At 35.7% G+C, this 19756-nt stretch carries 20 protein-coding genes; 17 read left to right on the top strand and 3 right to left on the bottom strand.

The annotated features are described in order from the left end of the window. The first annotated feature begins 44 nt into the window (after positions 1-44). From CFPU101_RS08225 to CFPU101_RS08215, 3 genes are all read left to right on the top strand, one after another. Positions 45-584, top strand: coding sequence for a hypothetical protein (locus CFPU101_RS08225; protein ID WP_206814875.1), 540 nt, complete (start codon positions 45-47; stop codon positions 582-584). A 124-nt stretch (positions 585-708) separates the two neighbouring features. Next, positions 709-1344: a DUF2232 domain-containing protein gene (locus CFPU101_RS08220; protein WP_206814874.1), complete on the top strand. Its 636-nt coding sequence runs from the start codon at positions 709-711 to the stop codon at positions 1342-1344. Positions 1345-1521: 177 nt separating this feature from the next. Next, a complete protein-coding gene (locus CFPU101_RS08215) occupies positions 1522-1731 on the top strand; it encodes a hypothetical protein (protein WP_206814873.1) in 210 nt (69 codons plus the stop codon). A 377-nt stretch (positions 1732-2108) separates the two neighbouring features. Here CFPU101_RS08215 and CFPU101_RS08210 read toward each other — a convergent pair whose 3' ends face one another. Continuing rightward, the gene (locus tag CFPU101_RS08210; RefSeq protein WP_206814872.1) at positions 2109-2720 is read right to left on the bottom strand and encodes a hypothetical protein; all 612 of its coding nucleotides are present in this window, start codon (positions 2718-2720) and stop codon (positions 2109-2111) included. A 396-nt stretch (positions 2721-3116) separates the two neighbouring features. Here CFPU101_RS08210 and CFPU101_RS08205 point away from each other — a divergent pair, with 396 nt between their 5' ends. From CFPU101_RS08205 to CFPU101_RS08185, 5 genes are all read left to right on the top strand, one after another. Further along, positions 3117-3731, top strand: a complete 615-nt coding sequence (locus tag CFPU101_RS08205; protein ID WP_206814871.1) for a hypothetical protein — start codon at positions 3117-3119, stop codon at positions 3729-3731. Between the two features lie 486 nt (positions 3732-4217). After that, positions 4218-5348 carry an RNA ligase gene (locus tag CFPU101_RS08200; protein ID WP_206814870.1) on the top strand — a complete coding sequence of 377 codons (1131 nt, stop codon included), beginning with the start codon at positions 4218-4220 and terminating at the stop codon, positions 5346-5348. A 40-nt stretch (positions 5349-5388) separates the two neighbouring features. Then, a complete protein-coding gene (locus CFPU101_RS08195; RefSeq protein ID WP_206814869.1) occupies positions 5389-5841 on the top strand; it encodes a hypothetical protein in 453 nt (150 codons plus the stop codon). After that, positions 5816-6586 (top strand): hypothetical protein, encoded by a 771-nt coding sequence (locus CFPU101_RS08190; protein ID WP_206814868.1) that lies wholly within the window; start codon positions 5816-5818, stop codon positions 6584-6586. The genes CFPU101_RS08195 and CFPU101_RS08190 overlap by 26 nt, the downstream gene beginning before the upstream one ends. A 537-nt stretch (positions 6587-7123) precedes the next feature. Beyond that, positions 7124-8077, top strand: coding sequence for a tyrosine-type recombinase/integrase (locus CFPU101_RS08185; RefSeq protein ID WP_206814867.1), 954 nt, complete (start codon positions 7124-7126; stop codon positions 8075-8077). A 712-nt stretch (positions 8078-8789) separates the two neighbouring features. Here the strand turns inward: CFPU101_RS08185 and CFPU101_RS08180 are convergent. Next, a complete protein-coding gene (locus CFPU101_RS08180) occupies positions 8790-12866 on the bottom strand; it encodes an NACHT domain-containing NTPase (RefSeq protein ID WP_206814866.1) in 4077 nt (1358 codons plus the stop codon). Between the two features lie 207 nt (positions 12867-13073). Between CFPU101_RS08180 and CFPU101_RS08175 the strand changes: the two genes are divergently transcribed. From CFPU101_RS08175 to CFPU101_RS08165, 3 genes are all read left to right on the top strand, one after another. Further along, positions 13074-13418 carry a hypothetical protein gene (locus tag CFPU101_RS08175; protein ID WP_206814865.1) on the top strand — a complete coding sequence of 115 codons (345 nt, stop codon included), beginning with the start codon at positions 13074-13076 and terminating at the stop codon, positions 13416-13418. Positions 13419-13748: 330 nt separating this feature from the next. Further along, positions 13749-14513, top strand: a complete 765-nt coding sequence (locus tag CFPU101_RS08170; protein WP_242577824.1) for a crossover junction endodeoxyribonuclease RuvC — start codon at positions 13749-13751, stop codon at positions 14511-14513. Positions 14514-14571: 58 nt separating this feature from the next. Then, positions 14572-14820 carry a hypothetical protein gene (locus CFPU101_RS08165; RefSeq protein ID WP_206814864.1) on the top strand — a complete coding sequence of 83 codons (249 nt, stop codon included), beginning with the start codon at positions 14572-14574 and terminating at the stop codon, positions 14818-14820. Between the two features lie 7 nt (positions 14821-14827). On the opposite strand, the gene CFPU101_RS08160 is transcribed toward CFPU101_RS08165, so the two are convergent. Then, complete coding sequence (locus CFPU101_RS08160; RefSeq protein WP_206814863.1) at positions 14828-15376, bottom strand: hypothetical protein; 549 nt, start codon at positions 15374-15376, stop codon at positions 14828-14830. 66 nt (positions 15377-15442) lie between these two features. Here CFPU101_RS08160 and CFPU101_RS08155 point away from each other — a divergent pair, with 66 nt between their 5' ends. The 6 genes from CFPU101_RS08155 to CFPU101_RS08130 all read left to right on the top strand — a co-directional run bounded on the left by CFPU101_RS08155 (position 15443) and on the right by CFPU101_RS08130 (position 19754). Beyond that, on the top strand, positions 15443-15676 hold the full coding sequence (locus CFPU101_RS08155; RefSeq protein WP_206814862.1) for a hypothetical protein: 234 nt from the start codon (positions 15443-15445) through the stop codon (positions 15674-15676). Positions 15677-15952: 276 nt separating this feature from the next. Continuing rightward, entirely contained in the window at positions 15953-16183 is a 231-nt protein-coding gene (locus CFPU101_RS08150; protein WP_206814861.1) for a DNA-binding transcriptional regulator, read from the top strand. Between the two features lie 11 nt (positions 16184-16194). Continuing rightward, on the top strand, positions 16195-17751 hold the full coding sequence (locus CFPU101_RS08145; RefSeq protein WP_206814860.1) for a class I SAM-dependent DNA methyltransferase: 1557 nt from the start codon (positions 16195-16197) through the stop codon (positions 17749-17751). Further along, positions 17741-18034: a nucleotidyltransferase family protein gene (locus CFPU101_RS08140; protein ID WP_206814859.1), complete on the top strand. Its 294-nt coding sequence runs from the start codon at positions 17741-17743 to the stop codon at positions 18032-18034. Before CFPU101_RS08145 ends, CFPU101_RS08140 begins: the two co-directional genes overlap by 11 nt. After that, a complete protein-coding gene (locus CFPU101_RS08135; protein WP_206814858.1) occupies positions 18031-18372 on the top strand; it encodes a DUF86 domain-containing protein in 342 nt (113 codons plus the stop codon). The genes CFPU101_RS08140 and CFPU101_RS08135 overlap by 4 nt, the downstream gene beginning before the upstream one ends. A 158-nt stretch (positions 18373-18530) precedes the next feature. Then, positions 18531-19754 carry a restriction endonuclease subunit S gene (locus CFPU101_RS08130; RefSeq protein WP_206814857.1) on the top strand — a complete coding sequence of 408 codons (1224 nt, stop codon included), beginning with the start codon at positions 18531-18533 and terminating at the stop codon, positions 19752-19754. Positions 19755-19756 lie beyond the last annotated feature (2 nt).

Genomic DNA, 19756 nt, shown 5'->3' with positions numbered 1-19756 from the left:
GGGCTTTTTAGAATGAAATAGCCCTGTATCTGGCAAAGGAAGAAATGATAAGACAATCGAACAATCAGACCAACTACTCTCAAAAACAACTTAAAGAGATATTTAAAATACAAAAATATCACTTAAACACAGGTGATTTATTTTATTTCCTCTTTTTAGGGGCTAATTGTATGTCTTGGATATATCGTCTATCAGGTTATTCAGATTTAAGTAATGAAATGTTCATTAAAGTTCATTTTAGTCCATTTTTTGCTTTTTCATTGTTTTACTTTCTTGCTGAATATCAATGTAATTCTAGTTTACCTAAATCAATAATTGACTTGTCTGATGCACTAAAACTAGCTTTAACAGAAGATTATTTGTTGACGGACAACAGAAAAGAAGTTTGTCAGTACCCACTTACTCAGATTTATCAAACAATCATTAATAATAACAATAACGATTTAACTCAACAACAAGTAGAAAAATTACTGTATGATTTTGTTTGGTTAAATAACAGACGGATAGTTAGTTTAATAAATAATTTTCTTGTAGTTTTGTTTTTGCTATATTTTATTCATTCAAGGTTTGTAAGTGGCTCATAAAAATATTTAAATCTATTTAAAATTATTCATAATAATTATCATTGAGCTAGACAATCAAGATGCAATCTCGGCATTTTTATGGTTCTTAGCAACTTTTGTTAATCCTTAACAATTTTAATTGAAAATGCACAAAAATTCGACAACTGCTACCTTAAGAACCGTTGAAACGGCTTTTTTAGCTAGTACAGCGAGTTTACTTTGGTTAATAAATTATTATTTTCCCATCGGGCCACTATTACGAATTTTCTTTCCCATTCCCATTGCTTTAGTTTATCTACGTTGGGGAAGTCGTGCATCTTGGATGAGTGCGATCATCTCTGGACTGTTATTATCTGTTTTAATGGGGCCAACTCGTAGCATTGTTTTTTTGATGCCCTATGGTTTTATGGGGGTTCAGTTAGGAATGTGTTGGAAACGGGACGCATCTTGGCTATTTTCGCTATTTACAGGTGGTTTAATTGACAGTATTGGCTTATTTTTCCGATTTTGGTTATTTTCGCTGCTTTTAGGAGATGATCTTTGGAGACTGGTCATTACTCAAGTTACAGAATTTGCTGAATGGGTTTTCTTAAAGTTGAATATATTCTTGCAACCCAACTTTGAAATCATTCAACTTTTAGCGATTAGCCTAATCTTAGTACAGAGTTTTGTTTACTTATTAGTCGTTCATCTAGTAGCATTTTATCTGTTTGAGCGTTTAGGCAATCCTATTTCTAAGCCGCCTCAATTAATCCAAATTATTTTAGCTCTTCATGATTAATCAGTTTGGCTTCTACTGGAGTGAGATTAAATTTGCTCAAACTTGCCCTGAAATGTCTAAAAATTTTAGAGAAAAATATTAATCAAAAATTAAAAATAGATTATGAATCCGGTTGGAAGCGATGGTATTTAATCTAATTTTAGAAGTTCATTCAGGATTTGTAAAAGTTAAAAACTTATGAGTAGAAAACGTCAATCAAGAACTTTATTAGAAGATGCGAATTATACATTCAAGGCATTAGTTACTGATGTCTTAGAAGTAGGTATGGGCTGGTTTTTGATGTTGCTAGTGACACAGGAAAATCCGTCATCGTTTGTAATTACTCTGAGTGGTGTTATCAGTATAATGTATGTCGTGTGGCGGAATGTCAAACGGTTGGAGAAATGAAATACTTAAAGAAAGTAAAATTTTTACAGGAATTAAGCAGGTAAGGTAATTAATGAATATTTCGCTTCTAATTAAGCAGTTAAAGGAAGTTCTACAGTAAAAAATCATAAATAACTTCTAAGAGTTTAATAAATAATGAAAATGGCATAAAACTAAAAAAAGTTATTCCCTAACCCAAACTAAAAAGCTTTAAAGAGTTTAAAGAAGTCGATAAGATTTTTGGTTGCTTTTTTTCCAATCAGGGCAATCTACTCGACCCATCGGATAAACCGCACAGACCAGTAAATTATTACCTTGTCTTTTCCCATAATAGTATTGGCAAGATTGGCGCTGCTTGTTGATTTGATTCATTGGCTTATCTTTGTAGAGGTACCACCTCAACTGTCATGTTCCGAATTTTGTTCGGCTAAATCTAGATCGCTCATTCCAAAGTAAATAAGATTTAGTACCAAGAAAATTGAACAAAAAAGTTCAATATAAGGTTTTTTACCTAGTAAAAATTGGGACATATATCTATTTATCAGTAACTCGCTTAATTGAGATTTAAAATCATCAAGTGAGTTCTGTAAGGCTCGTTTGAGAGAGTCGCTTACAGGCTCGTAGGAAGGTAAGTTGTTCAGAATGTAACTAGCTTCACGCCAAGAGTCTGAATCATATTTGAGGTCGTCAGCACACCTCAAGACAGGAATGAACTCATTCCTAAGAGTTCTTATCGAGACAAAATTGGGACTGAAAATATTAGCCTGTTTTAATAACTCAGACCGACTGACAGATAAGAGTATATCTGAACAATTTTCAAGTTTCGTTATTGGAAGATCGATATTTAGCTGGCTAACTGGGTCTTTTCGCGCCACACGGCCTAAAATTAAGGAGGCAACAACAGATATCAAACCGATAATCTTTATCGTTACTAAGTTTTTCTTGATGAGTAAAAAATTGATTTTTGAATGATTTGAATGAGGTTTGTCCATTTGATTAAAATTTTTCATCCTTTTAACGTTTCGCCACACGACATAAACCATAGTTATTACACCACTAAGATTCATCACAAACGATGACGGACTTCCCCGTGTCACTAGCAACATCGAAAACTATCCAACTCCCACTTCTAAGACATCAGTAACTAATGCCTTGAATGTATAATTCGCATCTTCTAATAAAGTTCTTGATTGACGTTTTCTACTCATAAAATTTTAAATCTATTCAGCTTATTTAAACAAATTATATAATTTAGGATTAATCATCAGATACAAAATCACTACAACTCAAACAACTGAATTAGATAGGGGTTGGACTTATTACTATACATCTCTACCTAAATGCAGCTTGTTTTAATCTTTTTTGATGCTGGCGCATCTAAATGAGTAAGTTTTTTGATATTTATTATGATTAACCCAGATTTTTTACCATTTTACCCAAAAACACAACCCGTTAGGATCGTCGGCTCAACCTTAACCTATCTCAATGAACAGGATATCAGCGATTGCTCCTGCCTCATCGATGCACTCTCTTATGAAAAAATCTCAAATTCCGTGTTTCAGGTTGGAACAATTATGGCATACGATCACAATTTAGAAAGATGGGAGACATTCTATAATTTTCATATTTGGGGAATCGATCTAGCCAAAAAACAATTAATCGATTTTGCGATTCCTCGCTTACCATCTGTTAGCCAAGAACTCAACTTTGATTTTGTAGTGAAACCAGAACAGATGCAGTATACGCTCATCCCATATCATGAACGGCAAAAAGCCTGGAATTGTCTGGGAGGAAAAGGCGATGGACAGCCGAACTATTTTGATGACGCACATTTAGTCTATGTTCCTGGTGCGCTACCAAGTACAATCGCTGTTCCGCCAAGTCCACAAATTATGATATTGCTAACAATAACTGAAATTAACGGTTATATTGAACATCTCAACCAAACCGTTGATTTGATTCAACAACTAGATCCACAAGGAGCAGTTAGCCATATTTTCTCAGTGATGACTTTCCAATAATTCTTATTCATGCACTACATAAAACCAATGAAAGTTATGTATTGCCTAACTTCTATTCAGTAACAGATAGGAACTTAATTGTTGCTAAAACCTTGCTTTGATTGTCCTTTCCGTAGCGATCATCGTTTTGGATTAACTCCTGAGCGTTGTCAAGAAATCTCCAATACACTTTCTTTCGTATGCTTGGTTTCCTTGCCACAAAACAATCGATTTAGATGACGGAGAAAAATTTTGCATTGGTGCTACAATTTTCATAGAAAATGTAATTGGAGATTACCGTTCAAATGCCTGTTTCCGTCTAGTTTTACGCTCAGTTGAAATTGAAGATATTAATTGTACTATTTCTAACTTCAACAATCAAAAAGAGTTGATTCAAGGTGCTAGTTATCAAGAATAAAATATTAATGATTAACGCTACTGTCATTCATTAGCATTAATCATTAAATTATTGTCAATTAAAATTGTCATAAATCTACATTAAATCTAATGACTTATTCAAACAAGCATCCAGCCAGAAATATTGATTTCACCACGCTAGAAGCGCATCTACAAAACGAGATCAAAAACAAAAATGTTTACGAAGTGCAAAAAGAATCTCTTTCCCTTTTTTGCTATACAAATCGTTGTGTTTATAATCGTCTTTGGAATGAATGGAATATCCTTGCCAGAGGTTTAATCCTTGATCGCGCACAAAAACAAGTTATTGCAACTCCATTTCCAAAATTCTTTAATTATGGAGAGTTAAGCTATGACATTCCCAACGAACCGTTTGAAGCTTACTCTAAACTTGATGGCAGCTTAGGAATCGGTTATTACTATCAAGGAAGCTGGCATCTTGTCACCAAAGGAGAATTTAACTCAACACAAGCTATTTGGGGAACTGAGCAATTACACTTATTAGAGCTATCATTCCTTGAACCAGGAACAACTTATTTGTTTGAGTTGGTCTACCCTGAAAATCAAATTGTCATTAGATACCCCTTTAAAGGTTTAGTATTATTAGCAGCGTATCAAAATGATGGCTATGAGTTAGACTATTATCAGTTAGCTTCTTTAGCAATAAAACTAGGTATTAAAGTGATAGAAAAAAAAGATGCTAATTCAATTTCATCAATTTTAGAAAAAGCCTCTAATTTAGATAAAAATTCAGAAGGTTTTGTGCTTCTTTTCTCTAGTGGTCTTAGACTAAAAATTAAAGGCAGTGAGTATTGTAGGATTCATAAGCTAATCTCACAAGTAACACCTTTAGGAGTTTGGGAAAGTCTCAAAAATGGTAATGATCTAAAATTAAAAAGACAAGAGATCCCTGAAGAATACTGGACAGATTTTGACCAAATTCAGGAACTCATAACTGAACAACTTACACAGTTAATTGGGAAGATTGAATTTTACCATCAACATTACTCAAAATACTCAGATAAAGAATTAGGATTAAACTTTAGCTCTTTACCAGAATTAGCTAGAAAATTTGTTTTTGCAAGACGTAATGATGGTGTTAACTGGCATCAGTCAGCTAAAATAAAAGAGAAATTATACGCATTGATTCGCCCAATTAATAATGAACTTGTCGGCTACTCCGAAAGTAAAAAGCTACAACAAGCCAAGCTAGATAATTAAATTTTGTTTTAATTAAGATAGTTCAATTCTAAAAAAATCTATGAATATTTGGAATTATCGATATTTCAACTCGGTTTTAGTTGAGTGTAGCTATGACGATCAAGGGAAGCCAGACTCGTACTCCAATTCATCTTTCAAACATCTTTTCTCAACTGATGAATACAATAAAATGATAAAAATTTGGACGAAAGAATGGCTACAGGAAAAAGAAGCCTATATGATTCAACCTCAAGAAATTATAGTAATTCAAGAAGATGGGACAGAAACAATTGAAATCGCTCCCTCTGAACCAATAATCATTCCTCCTGAAGATGTTGGAACTCTCGATGATTATATTAAAGCAAAAATGGCGCACGATTGGAAAGATTTACAAGAAGCTATTGTAGAAGCAACTTGGTACGAAGAACAAAGGTTTCCTTCTTTAGCGGATGAGTTTTCAAAACCAATTAAAAGGAGAATCAGCATCAATGAATTTAGAAATATCGAAGATTAATTTAGTTTTAAAAGAATTGAAAAACCAAGACCCTAAATTAAAAATCAAAACTTTTGCTTCTCCTAAAAGTTTTATCGATTACCTAATAAAAACAAAAGTTAGGAGTAATTGGTTAGCTTGGAGAGATCAAGCAATCTTAATTTTTATTCAAATCCAATTATCTACTTTAATTGGATACACGATCTATGAATCAACCATTAAGAAATTTCCGACTGTCAATAAGGACGCTTTATTCCTGCTTATTTTATTAATTGTTTATTGGCCTCTAATCAGCTTTCCTGAAAAAATTCTTAAACAACCTTTAGAGCTACTTTTAAAACCAATTGGCTTTAAATTTACTGCGGTCAGCGATCTCATTCCCTCGAAACGAGTTGAAAGAGCTATAGAAGAACTAAGATGTAACAACAAACTAACACAAAACTATTTTCTCAAACATAACTACAGAAATTTCTTTAGACAAGGTTTTTATGTCATTGTTAGAGATGAGCTTATTGCTCATCTTAATTATAGATATATTGATGAACTAGAATTAGAATATTTAATTGAGCAAATATGTTTATTATCTTTAACAGATCAACTTAACGACTACCAGTTTTATTTAAGTGATTCAACGATGTTAAACGTTATTTTACCTCCCGTCATGAAAGAGCCTCGCTTTCACTTGACTAATGGAACTCCTGTCATTGAATATAGTGATGGATTCAAAATTCATGCCAACAATAGACACGATTTTTCAAAAGGATAGATTCACATTAAAGAATAAAATCATATTCCAATTTTAACCAATTCTTTAAACTAATTAGTTCTCTAATCATCTCATCAATTTCAAAAAAATTAATTAAATTTTCGTCCTTCTGTAGTTTTATTGGGGTTAAGCAACTGCGACAGTAAATTTCGCGTTTAGTTGCTTAACGCCGATTCGTGTGCCATGTATCCATTCCTAGCCATCTATCTAGGATTCTTTGTATTTCAGGTTGAAGTTCCATCACTGTATTTATCGCTCGATTACATAGACTACAGTTATAAAGTCCCCAGAAAGTTGACGTTCAACAACAGAAATTCACTTTGCCTGACTTCTTGCTAAGACTTTGATAGTTCTCGGCTCGGTATGGGTACTTTAGGATTAGAAACCTATTAAAGTAGCAAAAATTCAAATGACCTTTTCAGGTCGCGCTCGACTGAACGAATCGCACTCCACTTTCTTCTTCAATTCACATCTCCTGTTCATCGCCCCTTAAATTGTGCCAAAATAACTTGTTAGAAGCACAGTTCTAATAAGTAAATGCTGAAGCTGAATCACGATCCCTCAGAATTGGTTCTCTTTTCACCGTTACCTTTGACGACTCATCCCGCCGCCGTCTATTTACGCTCATTAAGGGAAGGTTCGCGGCCGACGATGGAGCAATCTTTGAATGCGATCGCATCTATACTCACGAGCGGTCAATGTGATGCTTATACTCTTAATTGGGCTAACTTACGATATCAGCACACCTCTGCGGTACAGGCAGTGTTACTCGAAAAGTATGCACCTTTGACCGCTCAGAAAATGATGTGTGCTTTGCGGCGAGTTTTAAAGGAGGCAAAAAAGCTAGGGATGATGGACGCATCAGATTATGAACAGGCGGTAGAACTGCCATCGATTAAAGGCAGTGGCAAAATCTCTGGACGGGCGTTAAGTAGTGCAGAAATCGCGGCACTGATTGAGGTTTGCAATAATGACCCAACTACGCAAGGGGTTAGGGATGCGGCCTTGATTACCATCCTGCGCGGTGCGGGGTTACGACGCTCTGAAGTGGTGAAGCTAACAAGTGAAGACTTTAACCCAGAGGTCGGTTCATTAGAGGTGATCATGGGTAAAGGGGGTAAGGATAGAACCGTGTACCTTCCTGATGAAGCAATAAAGTTTGTCAAAGCATGGCTTGATGTGAGAGGTCGCCAACCTGGGGCGTTACTTTGTCCGATTAGAAAAGGGGGAGAAATTCAAATCAGGTCGATGTCGGCTCAATCGGTGCTGCTGATTCTCCAGAAGCGGGCGGCTGAATCTGGGGTCGAGTCATTTAGTCCCCATGATTTTAGACGGACATTCTGTTCAGATCTCCTCGATGCGGGGGTAGATATCGTCACGGTGCAGAAATTAGCGGGTCATGCTTCGGTGGTAACGACGGCGAAGTATGATCGCCGAGGGGAAGAAACCAAACGCCGCGCTGTCCAACGTTTGGGTTTTGGCAGGGGATGAGAACTTTCGATGCTCATTGGGACAAAACTAGCAAAGCTGTTATGAGGTGCTTTTCTTGCTTGAAACGCTTGTATCACTAGAACCATAAGATTGCAGTGATTGGAAGGATAATTTTACAGTAGCAGTGTCCTAAAAGCTCATTTTGGCGTTATAACTCTATTTGAGTTTACTGCGTATTGGACGTTGTGTAGCAAACGGACAAGAAACGGCTCTGTGCGTATAAGATGACTTGTACGCTTAGTTTTGGCTTACTCGACGTATAATTAGGCTAAAAACCTTGAATTATCCCTCAGAAAACTTGACGTATAATCAAAGTTCCGCTCAGGATGCACAGAATAAAAACTGTTAAAACTTAAATGCTAAAAATCCAGACGGGGCTTAAATTACAGCTTAAAAGAACGCTTAAATTATACGCTGACCGCCGTTTTTTGTCCGTTTGGTACACAATGTCCGTATTGGAAACATAATATTGCAGAAAGTCCTTTCATGGAAGCATAATGCTTCAGTAAGTCCAGAAAAATTGATGACCTTTTCTACCTAATTTTTACAAAAGTTTACTTAAATATAAAGTTACTCTGTTACTTGAAAGGCTGCAAATGAAAATTCTTTAACAGCGATCATCATTGTTAGTCTATCTATACTCGTAATGTGTGTATCCTTATCATCCCTTATCTCTATTCTCCTTATCCTTATTTTAAGGTAAACTCAATCATCAAGTGCGTTGCCAATCTTGATCTCGTAGTTCTGGAAGATTTGCTTCATCCATTTTCAAAATTACCTCTAATACAGATAAAACCAGTTCAGGAGGAAAATCATTTCTTTCCTCAATAAAAATCATCAACTTTTCTCGTAACTTTTCATAATTAAGTTGATAGTTGGGATGACTTATTTCCAAAAAACGTTGACATATTTTTTTGATAAAGTAGTAGGATAATTCACTTATTTTCTTGATAATCTCAGAGTTTTGCCAAAATACAAATTCTTCAAGACTAGGCTTTAAATTAAGTAAAGCCAAATAAAAAAGATTAATAATATTGTTATTATCGAGATAATTATCTAATTCATCAAGAAATCGCTTATATAATTTGTTTTGAATATCTTCATCAATTGATACACCACAAGCTATAATTGCTGCAACCAATGGCAATATACTTTGATTATCTTTAGATAAAAGTTGATTGATGAGATTGCTTTTATCAAGATTTTTATTTTGATGAGAATCAACTACAGAAATTATTCTCAACTCCTGATTTTTCTCCCAAAAATCAACCAAGATATCTATATTAAATAACGGTGTATGTAAACAAAGTAATAACAATGTGCCTGACCAAATAGGAGGTAGAGGGGATAGCTCCATCGCTCTATACAAAATAGATTCAGTCTCTTCTTTGGTGATTTGTTCTATTGTAGCACCCCACAAAATAGCATCTAAACCTTTAGCATCGCCCAAATATTCAATTCCATAATTTTTTGCAATTGTCAAAGCAACATTCAATACTTTTGTAAGTGGTATAATAGTACTATGCTTAGATATAGTTCCACCATTAAATAGATGAATAGGAATAATCGGTATTTGAAGAATAAGAGCTAAAGAAGATTTTAGAAGCAGCTGATATTCCTCCTCTGTAATTAAACTTTTTTCTACGAGCAGTGACCAGTGATTAGGATGAAAGAATAATACAGGCCACAGATGAGGTAAATTATTAAAATCTACGCTATTTGTACACCAATCTTGCTCGTCAGTCAAGAGTTTAGTAAGTTTTTGTCTGAACAACTGCCAATCATCTATAGAACTAAAAGCTGTAATACTAGGCCCTAAAATATTATCTGTACTCCACACAGACATTAAGGAGTATTTATCAGTAATTTTCTCTTCTAAATCTCTAGTTTTTTGATCAAGGACACTATCGGTTAAATTTTTCGTAGCATCTATCAAATTCTGTAAATAATTAACATATATATTATCAGTTTCTATCTGAGCTAAATTTAAAAATTCTAAATCAGATTTTGTTAAAAATTTTCCAGTTAAATAAGAATTTAATCGTAGTTTTACTGAATTTTGTAAAAGGGATAATTCTAAGCTTTCAGATGAAAGTAAGTTTATTGTAGTAAATTTTCCTAAAAAACTACAACATAGAAGTTCGCATAACTTTATTGGATTCTGAGATGAGATAATATTATCAAATTCTTTATGTTTTTCTGTTCGATAATCGGTGAGTCTAGTTGTATAATAAATTTTTTCAAACACTAATTCAAGCTCTGAAAAGTTACAAAATGATAAATCAATTATTAAATTATTATTAAAACAAGCTAGAATAGCACTACTTTTTGTCTGATCTTGTTGCAAAAGTTCCTGAATTTTACTTTCAAATTCTTTGACTGGCAAAAAAGGAGTATTAAGCGAATGTATTCGACCTAAAAGCCAAAGTTCAGTTTCTAAATTTCCTTGATCTTCTATTGAAAGATCATCCAGCCATTTCCAGACATTTGTAAAAGCAGAGCCAGAACGAATTACTTGTAAAATATCTATTATTGATTCTTGTTCTAGCCATGTCCATCTAATTTTTTTATCAAAGATGCTTTTAAAAGCACGTTCAAAATCTTTTGGTCTTGTAGATTTAAACTCAGGTAAAATATTCAAAATAGCTCTAGATGCTATAGTTTTATTAATAATTTCATCTTGGTCATCAACATAGTTAAGCCAACTCATTTGTTGATTTGGGTGAGCTTGAGCAACATAAAATTGAAGTACATAAGACCAATAAGCACCACGCTTGATTAACGTAAAAAAAACAAGATCTGAATCGGCATCAGGATGATTTGTTAAATAAGATGCCGCAAAATATTCTCGATACTGTTGTAAGACAAAATCAATTTCTGTTTGCTTTTCTCCTTTGCCGACCAATAAACAAAGTCGATCTGTTGCCATTTCAATAATTTCTTGTGCAATATTTCCAAGAGTTGTCGTTCCAAATTTAGTGACAGGACAGTCCTCTAAAACATCATAAATATAATAATGAAAATCTTGGTCGTTTAAAGCTTGAATTCGAGACTGTTCCATTTTTCGATGCAGTTCAAAACCAACTCGTTCGTGAAGTTTTAATAGCTCATTTTCCCACTTGCTTACAAGTGGTGTTTTTTCTTTCTCTCGCGCAAAAATTACCTCGACATAGGTTTTATAGAGTAAATGCTTTTGATGAGGAATCTGAATCTTACGACGAACGATAGTTAAAATTACAGTTGCTTGTAGTAGTGATCGAGCTAACCTTTGTACTGCTTCGGATTCCATACCAGCTTCGATTCTTTCTTTTGCTTCACGTCGTTCTTCAGCAGAAGGAATTCTTTGTTTCAGCCATTGTTCACAATATTCGTCAAAATCTGGTCTTTCAAGTTCATTAAGCTTCCAAGTAACGGGCTTAAATTCGTCAAATTCGCCAGAATATCCATTAGGGCGACTAGATAGTATAACTTGTAAGTCCCCTTTTTCTGCTTCAACACGATTCACAAAAATTCTTAAATTTTCTATGATTTTTTGTCGAGTTTCTATATTCGGAACTTCATCTAGACCGTCAAGAATCAATAAAATTGGATCGGTTGATGCTAATCCAAAAATATCATCCATTCCAAGATTCGATGAAGTGTTTTCATTAATTAATTTTTCAACAATGTAAAGGGCTAAATAAGATTCACACCCATTATCAAATTTCTCACTCATCCATTTTGCATAGCGTCGTAGCTCAACCCGAAATGGAAAACGTGGATTAACATAAGAATCTAGATTTTCCGTATCTATCCCTTGAGGAAGTTTCAGACGTTTTGCAAGGGATAAAGCAACATCAGGTTCAATTATACGCGCCGCTTGATATAAAGACAAAAATTGAGTAAGGGTACTTTTGCCTAATCCAGGCCCTCCTAGAAACAATGTAAAGTCAGAATCTAAGAGAAACAAGGCCTTAGAGGCTCTAACTTGCGACCAATCATTTGGAAAAAAGGGAGAATATTGTTCTGAAAACAATCCAATTGCTGAAGTATTCCGATTTAGTTTGATGTTTCTGCTATTTTCTAGTAGACTTTCAAAGTTTAATAAAGTTAGCGTAAAGTCTATAAAAACTTCTAATAGAGGTAGATTTTGTTCATCTCCTGCTTCTTGCGCTCTTGCTGATTTTTCACAGTCTAAGATAAACTTCAGGTAAGTTTGAAAAGCACTTTTTTTACGATCATTCTGGAAATTTATACCTTGATATATAGCTTTTAATATATCGCCTGGCAAAATGGAATCTAAATAGGCAGTACGAACATCTTTATTGGTATCAAGCATACGAGATATATCTGCTGCATCCCATACATAAACTTCTGGAATCTGCTGCTTCCATTGTTCGGCAATTATTGTAATTTTGTCACGAGTACCAACATTTCTTACTCCAGTAAAAGGAACATTAGTAATCATCACATAAGCATGACATGGAACTTGATGTTTATTAACAATTTTATTTAACTCTTTTGCTAAATCATCAATGATTGCATCACGTGCTTTTTCCCAACCTCGCTGAGAAATATCATGGTATTTTACCTGAAAAACCCATTCTTTCGGTACATTTTCTATTTCATTAACAGGCCGAGTATAGTTTTGATGCTCAATGGGTTGCGTCCACGTAGCTTCTCTCCCACCATCTTGACCATCTCCAAATTGTATTAAGTTACCACTAGCCCTATATGTTTTTTCTAAAAGAGCTTGGCACATTGCTTCAAATTGTTTTGGTTCTATGCGGTCAAATGAATATTTAGACATAAGAAAACTATTAATAAACATTCAATAAATTTGTTGCTTAACATCCTATTTATTTTCGTTTTAGCTTAACTAACAAAGCTAGATTAAGGGAATCTTTCACAAAATAAATATTAGTAAATTATGAGCATCATATATTTATATTACGACAATGTGTATTTTCTTATATATCATATATTTACGGAACTTTAAGCTACCTTATTACTTAAAATGCCGAAAAATACGGTATGGGGTTGGGATAGGGGTCAAGTTTTTCCCTCTTTTCAGGCTTTACTTCAAATTTCTTACCTACTAGATATTTCTTTAAAGGAACTCCTTACTCAAGAGCTTGATTGTTCAAGCCTTACTCCTAAAGCTAGTGTGCCAATTGCATTTGATAATAAACAGCGTGTATCGGCTCGTACTTTTGATAAACATCGAGTAGAACAAGCTCTGTACAATGCTTTGTCTCATCGCCTTCAGAATTACCTCCTACTACTAAAGAAATCGCTCTTAGCCTCGGACTTGATAGAAAACTTATTAGTCGTCAGTTTCCCGACTTGTGTAAAGCTCTAGTCGATAAGCGTCGTCAGTATCAGCATACCCTTCATTACTCTGCTATCGAGCAGTGTTGTGAGGAAATTAGACAGATTACCTTAACTGTTTATCAACAGGGTCAATATCCTACCAAACAACAAATTGCCCAGTTGCTTACAAACCAGGATACTTGCGTTACAAACAAGTTAGGGCTGCTTTTCAAAAAGCTTTACAATCTTTAACAACGACCGTTTAATTTTAATTTCTCTTTTTTATAAGAAATAGAGCTTTTTGTCAAGGTTCTAAAAATTGGAAGCATAAGTTTTCGGTGGTGTATTAGAAGCATATATCTTCCGTCACGGAAAAGTTATGCTTCCAGTCTCAAACTTTGCCGTTTTGAGCGTTGGGTTAAAATTGGGCTATATGCAATGTACAAAGCATTCGATGCCAAATTTTTCTCCGAGAACCGACCATCTTCCAAAACTAATTTCTAAGTGGCTACATCAGCCCACCAAAGCTTTGCGAGTGCCAGAAGTATTTATTGAACAAGTTGAAGCCTATGCGAGATTATTAGATCAAGGGGCAAGCGACCCCTCTATTTCTACTGAAAATAAGCTGCCCTCACAACAATCCCATTCCTCCCAACGGGAGAAGATTTGGCTCGGAATTCGACCGAGTTTAAGGCAGTTGGGATGGTCGATTTTAAAAGGGAGGGAAAATGAGCATCCTATGGTGGTTGATTATGGGTTAATTGAAACTGAAGCCAAGTCTCCTTTGCCCCAACGACTGGTAGAAATCGAGTCAGATTTGACGGAATTAGTCAGGCAATTTCAGCCCCATCACGTAGCACTCGAAAAACCGTTTATCAATGCGAATTTTGCTTCTGGATCTTCTAGTCTGCAAGCATTGGGTGTGATTAATTTAGTTGTCTATCGTCAATGTCGGGTTTTTCCAGTATTGCTCTATCGTGCCACCTGGAAAAGTCATCTTGGTTCGCCAAAAGCCGATCAAAGAGAAGTCGCCGAAACGATTCAGCTATTATTTGATCTCAAGCGTTTGACCTCCCAAGTGGGAAGTGAGGCAATAGCGATCGGCTATGCTGGATTTTGTGGATTAGGAATCAGCGAAAAATAAGAGTTTGGTTTTGGTCTAAATCGTAAAATACAGTTATATAGCATCTATGATCTGTTCTATGGAGATTTCCTACGAATATGACAAATGGCTCCACTCAAAATGGCAAAGGAATACGCGATTCTACACTTTAACCCTTTGCCAAAACATCTATGGTGAATGGATGATTACAAAAACTTGGGGCAGTGCGATGACGAGAGGGTTTGGTAAATCTAAAGATGAGAACTGCCAAGATTATCAATCGGGTTTACAGACTTACCATAAGCTACAGCAGCGACGAGAAAAGCGAGGCTATCAGCAGGTGAATTAGGAAGGTTTTAGGAATTTGAAGGATTACACGTTGCTCCGACTAACCCTGTGCCAGTAATTTTTTGACGCAAGAGCAGAATTTCTTTTTCTTGGTCGGTGAGTAAGCGCGATTCCACAAGGCTTGCTGAAGCTACTTTGCCTTTGACTTCGTAGGTTTGTCCACCCACTGGATACCAAGCTTCTGGTTGAGCTTCTCCATAATAGCCAAAACAGCCTTGTGATTTGACGTGTGCTTGAACCAGTTCCCTCGAATAAGCTGGAATTTTAACGACTTTAATTTCTTGTACTTTCCCCCAATGCTCCGTTACTTTTGGCTCCTTAGTGCATTCCTCAGTGAGATCGGTGGTGTTACACATTTTCCAAGTAATCCGAGAAATGGGAGGAAGATTTTTAACGGCTTGTTTGATTTCGTCGGGAATTGGTGAAGTGGCGTTACTAGATGTGGTCGGGGTTGAAGCTGGAGCTAAGTTGGAAGTTGCCTTCTGGTTGGAGTTGGGACTACAGGAAACAACAGCAATTGTCGCTCCAAGTAATAAAAAAATGGTTAAAGGTTTCATAAAAGAAATGCGGATTTTTTGGCATTGTATTATATGATTGGTTCAGTGAAGGATACCAATTAAATTATGGCTTCAAGATTTCGCCAAGATGTTGACCAGATTGAACAGTTTTTGAGTTGGGCAATAACAGGCATTTCTGCTTTTTTGTCAATCACTTTACTGTTTTCTGAAACTGAGAAAGGATTGATTCTTTCAGTTTTATTAGCTGTTGTTGCTCTGGTTATCTGTCCTCGGATTAAGTTAGCTAAATGGATAAAAGTTGCCGTTGTTCTTTTTGTTTATGTTGTGATTTTTCTTTAAATATTGTCTAATTTTTCTAGTTAGAAATGGGTTATTTTTTTCCATTTCTTAACTAAAAATTCCAGATTTCTATACTTATTAAACTTTTTTTAACTTGGTTTGAAGAGTGTTCGAGATAGCTATTAGACAATCATGAAAAACTTTTATTGTGATTACAAAAATTCATAAATCGTTGACTTGATGGGATAAAAATTCCGTAAATATACCATGTGCGATATAACACCTGTTAGCGTAATCTAGAATTAAGTCTGCAATTGTTCCCTAACTCTTATATCTGTGTCTCAATCCCCCAATCTCGCCTTATTAGTCCGTGAAACTCGTTCAAGGATGGGTTTAACTCAAATCCAGTTTGCTCAACAGTTGGGAGTATCCTTTCAAACGGTCAATCGTTGGGAAAACGGAAAAACTCAACCTTTACCGATGGCTCTTAGGTTGATTGAGCAACAGTTACAGCAGATGGGAACTCAGGGAATAGATTTAATAGAGCAGTATTTTTCTCCACGATAGGAAATTATTGAATGCCTCGCTCCAAAGCCGAAACCCCGAAAGCCAACAGTAGTGCAAAACTAGGACTTGAAGAAATATTATGGAAAGCCGCCGATGAACAACGGGGACATATGGATGCTGCTGACTATAAGCACGTTGTTCTAGGGTTAATTTTTCTTAAATACATCTCCGACGCTTTCGAGGAAATCTATGACAAACTCTTTGAAGATGAATACGCCAACCCCGAAGATAGAGATGAGTATCTCGCAGAAAATATCTTCTGGGTTCCTCTTGAGGCGAGATGGTCTTATCTACAAAGTAATGCGAAAAAACCCGAAATCGGTAAGTTAGTTGATGATGGAATGGCAGCAATTGAAAAGGAAAACCCATCTTTAAAAGGCGTTTTACCGAAAGATTACGGTCGTCCAGACCTCGATAAAACCCTTCTGGGGCGGTTAATCGACTTAATCGGTACGATGGGTTTAGGGGATGCGGCTAATCGCTCTAAAGATATTCTAGGGCGGGTTTACGAGTATTTTTTAGGACAGTTTGCCAGTGCAGAAGGAAAAAAAGGCGGTCAGTTTTACACACCGACTTGCGTCGTCAAAGTATTAGTCGAGATGCTAGAACCCTACAAAGGTAGAATTTATGATCCTTGCTGTGGCAGTGGGGGGATGTTCGTTCAATCTGAGAAGTTCGTCGAAGCACACGGGGGAAGAATTGGCGATATTTCCATTTATGGGCAAGAATCGAACCCGACAACCTGGAAACTCTGTAAGATGAACCTTGCTATCAGAGGAATCGATTGTAATTTGGGGTCAAATAATGCCGATAGTTTCCGCCATGATTTACATAAAGATTTAAAAGCAGATTTTATTATTGCGAATCCTCCCTTTAACATGAGTGCTTGGGGTGGAGAAGGATTAACCGAAGATAGTCGCTTTTCATATGGAACACCACCTGCGGGGAATGCGAACTATGCTTGGATACAGCACATGATTAGTCATCTTCATCCGAACGGTTATGCAGGGTTTGTTTTAGCGAATGGTTCGATGAGTTCTAACCAGTCGGGAGAAGGAGAAATCAGAAAAGCGATCGTTGATGCGGATCTTGTTGATTGTATGGTCGCTTTACCTGGGCAGTTATTCTACAATACCCAGATTCCTGCTTGTCTGTGGTTTTTGACGAGGAATAAAAATAATGGCAAGTTCCGCAAGCGTACAGGAGAAACATTATTTATCGATGCGCGGAAGATGGGAGTATTAATCGATAGAGTACATCGGGAGTTAACGGAAGCCGAGATTAACCGTATTGCCGAAACCTATCATAATTGGCGTGGTTCAGGTAAAAGTGAGTATGAAGATATAGCGGGTTTCTGTAAGAGTGCAACTTGGGATGAAATCAAAGGACATAGTTATGTGTTGACTCCTGGGCGATATGTGGGTGCAGAAGCAATAGAAGAAGATGATGAACCGTTTGAGGAAAAAATGGAACGGTTAACGAAATTGTTAGGGGAACAGTTTAACGAAAGTTCTAAACTAGAAGCAGAAATTAGAGAAAATCTAAGAGGATTGGGCTATGACATCTAAAAACTTATTATTAGAAAAACGAGAAGAAATCCTTCAGATAGCAGCTAAACATGGAGCTTATAATATACGAGTTTTTGGTTCGGTTGCTAGAGGTGAAGAAACCGAAGAAAGCGATATCGATTTTTTGATTGATTATGATTTGGACAAGATAACACCCTGGTTTCCAGTAGGATTAATTGAGGATTTAGAAAATTTATTGAATAAAAAAGTAGATGTAGTAACCGCCAAATCTTTACATTACTTTATCCGAGATAAAATATTTAAAGAGGCCATTAATTTATGAAAGAAAATAGAATTTATTTAATACACATTAGAGACTGTATAGAGAGAATTAAACAGTATACGGTTGAGGGAAAAAACATTTTTTACGAAGACCTGAAAACTCAAGATGCTGTGATTAGAAATCTTGAAGTAATGAGTGAGTCAGTCAAAAAATTACCCTCCGAGTGGAAAGAAGCACATCCAGAAATTCTTTGGGGGAAAATAGTCGGCTTCAGAAATAGATTAGCTCATGAATATCTAAGTATTGATTTAGATATTGTTTGGGATGTAGTCGAGAATTACTTACCCCCATTAGAAACAGCTATAGCACAAATTTCACAGGAGTATTGGAATGGTTAAAGTTAAGAAATTAGCTAAGTTAGAAGCTGAAATACGTCAGAATTTGCGAGGGTTGGGATATGGGTTTTAATACGTTTTTACAGTTTGAAAAACTTTTTTCTGTGTCTTTACGAAATGGGCTAACCCGTCCTAAATCAGTAAGAGGCTTAGGAGTAAAAATGATTAATATGGGAGAAATTTTTGCTTATTCAAGGATTAATAATATCAGGATGGGTAGAGTCCCTTTGTCTCAGAAAGAAGCAAATAGTTATTTATTAGAGCCAAATGATCTGTTATTTGCAAGACAGTCTCTTGTTCGTTCTGGTGCTGGAAAATGTTCTATTTTCTTAGGAGATTCAGAAAGTGTAACTTGGGAATCTCATATTATTCGTGCCAGATTAAATAAAAATATTGCGTGTCCCCAGTTCTATTACTATTTTTTTAATTCTATTTTGGGTCGTCAAGCGATTGACAGCATTGTAGAACAAGTGGCAGCCGCAGGAATTAGAGGTAGTGATTTAGCTAAATTACCAGTTCCCTTCCCTCCACTCCCCGAACAAGAAGCCATTGCCCACATCCTCGGAACACTCGATGACAAAATCGAACTCAATCAACAGATGAACCAAACCTTAGAAGCAATGGCGAGGGCTATTTTTAAATCTTGGTTTGTCGATTTTGACCCTGTAAGAGCAAAGATGGAAGGAAGACAACCTGTAGGAATGGATGCAGCAACGGCTGAGGTGTTCCCTGATAGTTTTGAGGAGTCTGCTTTAGGGTTAATTCCGAAAGGGTGGAGGGTTGGTACTATTTCTGATTTAGGAAAAATTGTAACAGGGAAAACTCCATCAACAAAAATCTCTAAATACTTTGGTGGCAATATACCTTTTATAACTCCTAGTGACATGGATGGTAGAAAAATAATGAGAAAAACTGCACGTTATTTAACAAAAGAAGGTGCAAATTCAGTACAAACTGCTCAGATTCCTGCTGAATCAATATTAGTTTCTTGTATAGGTTCAGACATGGGTAAAGTTACTTGTACTGCCAGAAGTTCTGTAACTAATCAACAAATTAATTCAATTATTGTATATAAAAAATATTCAAAAGAATATGTTTATTATAATTTGAGTAGTCGTAAAATAGAATTACTTAATTTAGCAGGGGGAGGTTCAGCAGTGCCAATTTTAAATAAAGGACATTTTTCTATAATTGATATTTTATTACCTAATGAGAAACTTTTACGGAACTTTGAAAAACTTGCCAATTTAATTTCAATTAAAATAGAGAAAAATGATGAACAATCAGAAACTCTCACTAACCTACGAGATATTCTATTATCCAAATTAATTTCAGGAGAGATACGGGTTAAGGAAGCAGAAAAATTATTGGAGGCAGTAGCGTAAAA

The organism is Chroococcus sp. FPU101 (genome assembly GCF_017312365.1).
In the GTDB taxonomy this organism is placed as follows: Bacteria; Cyanobacteriota; Cyanobacteriia; order Cyanobacteriales; family Microcystaceae; genus Chroococcus.
This window is presented reverse-complemented; position numbering and strand designations above follow the sequence as displayed.